Source organism: Halobacterium bonnevillei, from assembly GCF_009831555.1.
In the GTDB taxonomy this organism is placed as follows: domain Archaea; phylum Halobacteriota; class Halobacteria; order Halobacteriales; family Halobacteriaceae; genus Halobacterium; species Halobacterium bonnevillei.
Genome location: NZ_WUUU01000167.1, coordinates 1 through 6,350, shown reverse-complemented (window position 1 = coordinate 6,350; position 6,350 = coordinate 1). Strand labels below are relative to the sequence as shown.

General features: G+C 70.0%; 5 protein-coding genes and 2 pseudogenes. All 7 read left to right on the top strand.

The window, feature by feature from the left end; genetic code table 11:
- Positions 1 to 667, top strand: a pseudogene (locus GRX66_RS15320) (ABC transporter); the annotation flags it as partial.
- Positions 668 to 786: 119 nt separating this feature from the next.
- A complete protein-coding gene (locus GRX66_RS15315; protein WP_159527325.1) occupies positions 787 to 2,874 on the top strand; it encodes a CARDB domain-containing protein in 2,088 nt (695 codons plus the stop codon).
- Between the two features lie 91 nt (positions 2,875 to 2,965).
- Complete coding sequence (locus GRX66_RS20595) at positions 2,966 to 3,385, top strand: thermonuclease family protein (RefSeq protein ID WP_325064144.1); 420 nt, start codon at positions 2,966 to 2,968, stop codon at positions 3,383 to 3,385.
- Entirely contained in the window at positions 3,375 to 3,572 is a 198-nt protein-coding gene (locus GRX66_RS20105) for a thermonuclease family protein (protein WP_325064143.1), read from the top strand. Before GRX66_RS20595 ends, GRX66_RS20105 begins: the two co-directional genes overlap by 11 nt.
- A 54-nt stretch (positions 3,573 to 3,626) precedes the next feature.
- Complete coding sequence (locus GRX66_RS15305; protein WP_325064142.1) at positions 3,627 to 5,156, top strand: HTTM domain-containing protein; 1,530 nt, start codon at positions 3,627 to 3,629, stop codon at positions 5,154 to 5,156.
- Between the two features lie 121 nt (positions 5,157 to 5,277).
- Positions 5,278 to 6,051, top strand: a complete 774-nt coding sequence (locus GRX66_RS15300; protein ID WP_159527324.1) for an MOSC domain-containing protein — start codon at positions 5,278 to 5,280, stop codon at positions 6,049 to 6,051.
- Between the two features lie 123 nt (positions 6,052 to 6,174).
- Positions 6,175 to 6,350, top strand: a pseudogene (locus GRX66_RS15295) (MATE family efflux transporter); the annotation flags it as partial.

The following is a 6,350-nucleotide window of genomic DNA, read 5'->3' as shown; positions in this document are numbered from 1 at the left end:
CGTCGCGGCCATCCACGACCTCGACCTGGCGGCGCGCTACTGCGACGAACTGGTGCTCGTCGCGGACGGCCGCGTCCTCGACTCTGGAGCCCCCGCGGAGGTGCTCACGCCAAAGGCCGTCCGGGACGCGTTCGACGCGCGCGTCGCCGTCGGGACAGACCCGGTCACTGGCGAACCTACTGTCACGCCACTCCCCGAGGCCACCGGAGACCTGGAGAAATCGGTCCACGTCCTGGGTGGCGGCGACGCGGCGACCCCCCTCCTGGGGACTCTCGCCGACGCCGGCGCTGACGTGACGGTCGGTCCCGTGGCGTCCGGGAGCCTCGACCACGAGACGGCGACGAGACTCGGTTTCGACGCGGTCACTGTGCCGCCGTTCGCCGAGCCAGATACCGACGCCGTGGCTCGCGCCGGGGCGCTCGTGGCCGAAGCGGACGCCACCGTAGTGCCCGAAGCGGCAGCAGACTGGGGCAAAAACAGGCGACTCCGCCGCGACGCCGCCGGTGTCATCGTCGTCAGTGACGACGTTGCAGGTGACCTGCCAGACGACGGGGCGCCCCTGGCTGACGGTCTCCGGGTCGCACCCGGTGGTCTCGTCGAGGCCATCGGCGCGCTGGACGTGGCTCACGAGCAGTTCGCTGTCGCCGACGGCGGCGACCGAGACTGACGGTCACGCCGGTGCGTGCCCGGATTGCGGACGTCCGAACGGGGCGGAACTGCGGGTCGGGATCCTCCAGCAATTCCTCGGCCCTGGCGCCTTTGTATGTCGGTCCCTCACGTGGACTCATGCAACGTGGGCTCGTCCTCGTTCTCGTCGTCGCACTCGTCGCCACGCCGCTCGCCGGCGCGGCGCTCGCCGACGGTGCTGCAGGAGTCGACGCCGCGAGCGCTGGCCCCATTCAGGACCGCACCGGTCCCGCACAGGACAGCGCCGGCGCCGAGGTGAAGACAGGTATCGAGCCGACCGAGCGGACGGGAGAAGCCACAGGGCAGCGAGCGGCAACGGGGCAGACGCAGACCATCCAGAAGGACATCACGCTGCACCTGACTCCAGACGAGCCCGGTGCAGTCGACGTCGACGTCGCGTACGACATCCCCGAGAGTGTGACGTCGCTCCGGGTGGGCGTCCCCGGGGACGCCCGTGACGTCGAGAGCACTGCGTTCACTCGAACCGACGGTGCCTACGAGTGGGACGGCGAGACGGACCCCGCGACGCTGTCGCTGACGCTGCCCGCAAACCAGAGCGCCAGCGGCGCGCGCTCGCCCGCCGTCACCCAGAACGGCAAGTACTCGTTCGTCGACCCGGGTCCGTGGGCGATGGTCACGGTGCCGGGTTTCCGGACTGAGTGGAGCTGGCGCAGTACCGAGGACATCGACGTGACCATCTCGGAGGACGCCGCGGTCGCCGGCGAGGGGTCGACTGGCGGCGAGATTGCGTTCCTCGGGCCGCAGGAGACGTACACCCGGACGGCGAATGCACAGACCATCCGGCTCACGGTCCCCGAGGCCGCGACGCTGGCGGCGTCACCCGAGGAGATTCTCGACGCACTTGCCGCCGCATCCGGCCGGTTCAACGTCGGCGCCCGCGACGAGGAAGTGTGGTTCGCGGCCGCCCCGACGGACGCCGACTGGGGGATTCGCGGCGTCGAGTACGGCGGCACCGACGCCTGGGTGCTGGCGGACGCCAGCCTCGATGACGCCGGCAACGTCTGGTTCCACGAGTACGTCCACACGCGCCAGGACTTCCGCACGGAGTCCAGCGGCAGGTGGACGACGGAGGCGAGCGCCGAATACTACTCGGCGCTGCTCGCGCTCCGGACGGGCTACGTCGGGTTCGAGGCGTTCGAGACGTACCTCTCGTACGGCGAGCGCTCCCCCTGGCGGGACGCGGTTCTCGCCGACCCGACGACGTGGCCGTCGGGCGCGAACTACGTCAAGGGAAGCCTTGTCTGGGGCGAACTCGACCGCCAGATCCGGGTCGCGACCGACAGCAGTCACACGATGGCCGACGTGTTCTATCTGCTGAACCAACACGACGACCGCACTACCAACGACGACGTGCTGGACGCCGTCCGCGAGATCTCGAGCCAGTCGGTGCGCGACGAGGCCAGCCGATACACGACGACGACCGACGTACCCGAGATGTGGACGCGGACGGAACACGGTGCGGCGTTCGGAACGGAGCCGCCACAGATGAACTTCGAGGTGACCGAGTACCGCGTCAGCGGTCCGTTCCGCAACGAGACCTACGAGCGACCGCCGTCGCTGTACGTCGGGGAGACCGTGTCAGTCGAGTCGGTGGTGACCAACGACGGCGAGCAGACCGGCGAGTACGAAGCGGCCCTCGAATTGGACGGCACCGTGCTCGCTGCCACGGGCGGGGAACTCGCTCCGGGCGACAGCGACCGGGTGACGCTCAGCCACACGTTCGGAGAGCCAGGGACGTACGAGCTCTCTACCGGTCGGGACCGGATGGCACTCGGCGTCAGAGAGCCCGCTCGCGTCGAGGTCCAGGACCTCTCCGTGTCGCCGACCACCGTGTCGCCCGGCGACGACGTGACGGTGACTGTCCAGGTGTCGAACCCATCGGACAGGTACGCGACTGGACCAGTGGTCGTCACGCTGGACGACGACGATGTCGCGTCCCTCGACGTGGCGCTCGCGGCCAGTGAATCGACGACGCGGACAGTGACCGTGCCGGTGACCTCCGACGGCGAGCACACGTTCGCCGCCGGGGACCGGACCGCGTCAGTGACCGCGTCGAGCGGCGACGACACCACCAGGACGGACACGGGTATTCCCGGGTTCGACGCCGGCGTCGCGTTCGTCGCCGTCGTGCTGGCACTCCTGGCCGCTCTCGTCGGCAGTGACTGACTACTCGGTCGCCCCCGCTTCGCGAACTGACCCAGTCGATGGCTCGGCAACAGGCCGCGAGCGTTAACACCCACCCGTCCGTACCGCCGGTGTGAATCGACGCACGCTCGCCGTCGTCGCCACCGCGACCCTCGTCCTCCTGGCGGGCTGCTCGGGGTCGGTCACGTTCGGCGAGCCGACGACGACGGCCGCCCAGAACCAGACCGCGACCGTCGTCGACGTCGTCGACGGCGACACGGTCGACGTCAGGTTCGAAGACGGCACCGAGGAGCGCGTCCGCCTGCTCGGCGTCGACACCCCGGAGGTCCACGAGGACGTCTCGCCCGGCGAGTACGAGGGCGTCCCCGACACCGACGCGGGCCGGTCGTGTCTCCGAACCTGGGGCGAGCGCGCCAGCGAGTACGCCGACCAGCGACTCGCGGGCGAGACTGTGACCGTCGAGTTCGACCCGGTCAGCGACCGCCGCGGCGGGCTACGACCGCTTGCTCGCGTACGTCGTCGTGGACAGTGACGCGTCGGAGACGCCCCGGACCACGGGAGGCGGCGGAGGCGCCGACGGCGACTCGTTCAACCGCGCGCTCCTCGAGGCGGGGTACGCGCGCCTCTACGACAGCGAGTTCACGAAGCGCGACGGCTACGCGAGCCTCGAACGGCAGGCCCGCGAGAACGGCACCGGGCTCTGGACGTGCGCGTCCTGACGATGCCGGCGTGGCCGCGGAAAGCTTATTCCGCCCGCTCCGGGAGGCAGTGACGTGACCGCACGGCACTCGCGCGACAGCGACGTGGTCCGGCGCGTGCGGACCGCAGTCTCCCGACGCCTGGGCGTGGACGCCCGGGCACTCGCGGCGTTCCGCGCCGCCCTCGCGGCCCTGGTCCTCGCCGATATCTTCCTACGAGCCCGGTTCCTCACGGCGTTCTACACGGACGCGGGTGTGCTGCCGCGCTCTCTCCTCTACGAGCAGTACGGGGCGCTCTCACGGCTGTCGCTGCACGCCCTCTCCGGGGCCGCCTGGGTGCAGGGTCTCCTGTTCGGTCTGGCTGTCGTGACGGCATTGTCGATGCTGGTCGGCTACCGAACGACGCTCGCGACACTCCTGTCGGGCGTCCTGCTCACGTCGCTGCACTACCGCAACCCCCTCGTGTTGAACAGCGGCGACACGCTCCTCCGGATGCTGTTCCTGTGGGGGGTGTTCCTCCCGCTGGGCCGCCGCTGGTCGGTCGACGCCCTTCACGCTTCAACCACCGAGGCGTCCGGCGGTAGTGGTGTGGACCGAACGGCGAGGAATCGCGTGGTGAGTGTCGCGACCGCCGGCGTCCTGCTGCAGGTCGTCGTGGTGTACGCGACGAACGCGGTGTTGAAACTCCGCGGCGACCGCTGGCTGTCCGGCGACGCGACCCGTCACGTGCTCGAACTCGACATGTTCACGGTGCGACTGGGCGACGTGCTCGCCCAGTACCCGACGCTGCTGACGGCGTTCGATCGACTCTGGCTCGGCATGCTGGTGGGGTCAGTGCTCCTGGTCGCCCTCACGGGGTGGGTCCGCGCGGCGTTCGCCGGGCTGTTCGCCGCGGTGCACCTCGGGATGCTCGCGTCGATGCAACTCGGCCTGTTCCCGCTGGTCTCGGTCGCCGCGCTCGTTCCCTTCCTCCCCGCCGCCGTCTGGGACGAACTCCCCGGTTGGCGCGCTATTCCCGGACTCCGGGACCGACCGGTGTCGCGGTCCGTCAGCGCGCTCGCGAGCGGACTGCCAGACGTCGGGCTCCCGGATTCGGCGACGATTCGGGCCGCTGCCCGCTGGAAGCGCCGCGTCCTGCCGCCGCTGCTCGCGGTGCTCCTGGTCGGTGTCCTGGCGTGGAACGCCGCCACGGTCGGCATCGTGGCTGTTCCCGACGCGGCTCCCGTCGACGACTCGCCGGACCCGCGCTGGGGGATGTTCGCACCGACGCCCGCGGCGACGGACTACTGGGTCGTCGCGCCCGGGACGCTCGACTCCGGCGACAGCGTGGACGCGTTCCGCGGCGGCGAAGTGACCTGGACGGAGCCACCGGACGTCGCGCGGAGCTATCCCTCCGCGCGGTGGCGGAAGTACGTCTCGAATTTGCGAAGCGCGCAGGACGATTCGGTGGCCGGCGGCTTCGCCGACTACCTCTGCACGCGACACGAGAGCGAGGATCCGATGGTCTCTGTGAGCGTCTTCGTCGTCGAACAGCCGGTGCGGGGCGAAAATACAGCGTCCACTGAACGCGTCGAACTCGCCGCAACGAACTGTTCGAGTCCCTGAGCAGGACTCCAGACGCTCCGGAAACGGGGTTGACGAAAGTGGTGGCGTAACCGCTCGAAGGCCCCTTCGACGAGCGGGTGTGAGCGAACACCTAAGCCGCGGTCGTTCGTGGGGTCCGGTAATGACACGAATCGCCGGCCTCCGAGTGTATCCCGTGAAAGGGTTGGACGGCGTCGACGTGGACGCAGCGACGGTGCTCTCCGGAGGGACGCTCGCTGACGACCGCAGGTACGCGCTGTTCGACGCCGACGGCGACGTGGTCAACGGCAAACGGACCGCGCGCGTCCACGACCTCGAGACGGACTTCGACCGCGAGACCAGTGAGCTCAGCGTCCGGACGCCGGACGGCGAGGGGGCGAGATTCGACCTGGACGACGAATCGGAGCGCGCGGCCGCGTGGTTCTCGGCGTTCTTCGACCTCGACCTCACGCTCGCGTGCGACGACGACCTCGGGTACGTCGACCGCCGCAGCATGGGTCCGTCGGTCGTCAGCACGGCGACCCTCCGAGAGGTCGCGTCCTGGTTCGAGGACCTCACGGTCGAGGGGGTACGACGGCGCCTCCGGGCGAACGTCGAAGTCGCCGGCGTCCCCGCGTTCTGGGAGGACCGGTTCGTCGGCGACGACGCGCCTGCCTTCGAGGTGGGGGGCGTCCGATTCGACGGCGTCACGCCCTGCGGCAGATGCGTCGTCCCCGAGCGCGACCCCGACACGGGCGACTCGACACCGGACTTCCGGGAGACGTTCGTCCAGCGACGCCGCGACACGTTCCCGGAGTGGGCGGACGAGGACGCCTTCGACCACTTCTACACGCTGATGCTCATCGCGTCAGTCCCCGAGACAGACCGCGGCCGGACCCTCGAAGTCGGCGACTCCGTCACCCTCGTCGCGGACTGACAAGTCCGAACTCGCCAACGGCGAATCCGCTCCGGCGGTCGTCCGTGCCACAGTCTACATACCCCCACGCACCGACCGGATTCCGCACGCCTTTCACTATCGGCGTCCGAGCCAGGAGTAGTCGTGGTACCGAACCCGTTCAGCGCCCTCCTGCTCGGCATCGGGCTTGGGCTGTCCCGCCTCGGCCTCATCTCCGAGCGCCGCGCTCGCCGCACGTCCGAGTTGTCGTGGCCCCGCATCGTCACGGGCGTCGCGCGCATGTCGAAGGCCGCCGCCGACGTGGCGATGGTCGGCGTCGT